This window comes from Streptomyces sp. SID11385 (assembly GCF_010548245.1).
Taxonomy (GTDB): Bacteria; Actinomycetota; Actinomycetes; order Streptomycetales; family Streptomycetaceae; genus Streptomyces.
Genome location: NZ_JAAGLR010000272.1, coordinates 1 through 470, shown reverse-complemented (window position 1 = coordinate 470; position 470 = coordinate 1). Strand labels below are relative to the sequence as shown.

The 470-nt window shown below is 80.4% G+C and carries 1 pseudogene; it reads left to right on the top strand.

The window, feature by feature from the left end:
- Positions 1-470 (top strand): annotated as a pseudogene (locus tag G3I42_RS37435) (hypothetical protein); the annotation flags it as partial.

Genomic DNA, 470 nt, shown 5'->3' with positions numbered 1-470 from the left:
CGTCTCGGCGGGCGGCCCGCACCTGCCGCTGTGGCAGGCCGGGATCGTCGCGCTGCTCGTCGCCGCCTTCGCCGCGGGCGGGCTGCTCCTGGCCCAGACCGCCTACCGGGGCGGGCTCGGCGCCCCGCTCGCCGTCCTCACGCTCGCGAACCCGGTCGCCGCCGCGCTCGTCGGGCTCAGCCTCCTCGGCGAGCACCTGCGCGGCGGCGCCCCCGGTCTGGGCCTCACGCTCGGCGGAGCGTTCGTCGCCGCGTGCGGCGTCGTCCTCCTGAGCCGCGCCTCCGCGCGGCAACAGGGCGCCTCGACCGTCGTACGCGGCTCCGCCTCCGTACCACCGCCGCGCGAGAAGCCCCTGGCACGCGAGGTGATCCCCTCGCCGCTCCCCGGGGAGACCGCCCCGCTCCCGCTCACCCGGGAGCCGGCCCCCGCGGGCCCGGCGGACGCGTCCGCTCCCGTGCACGGGGGCAGGG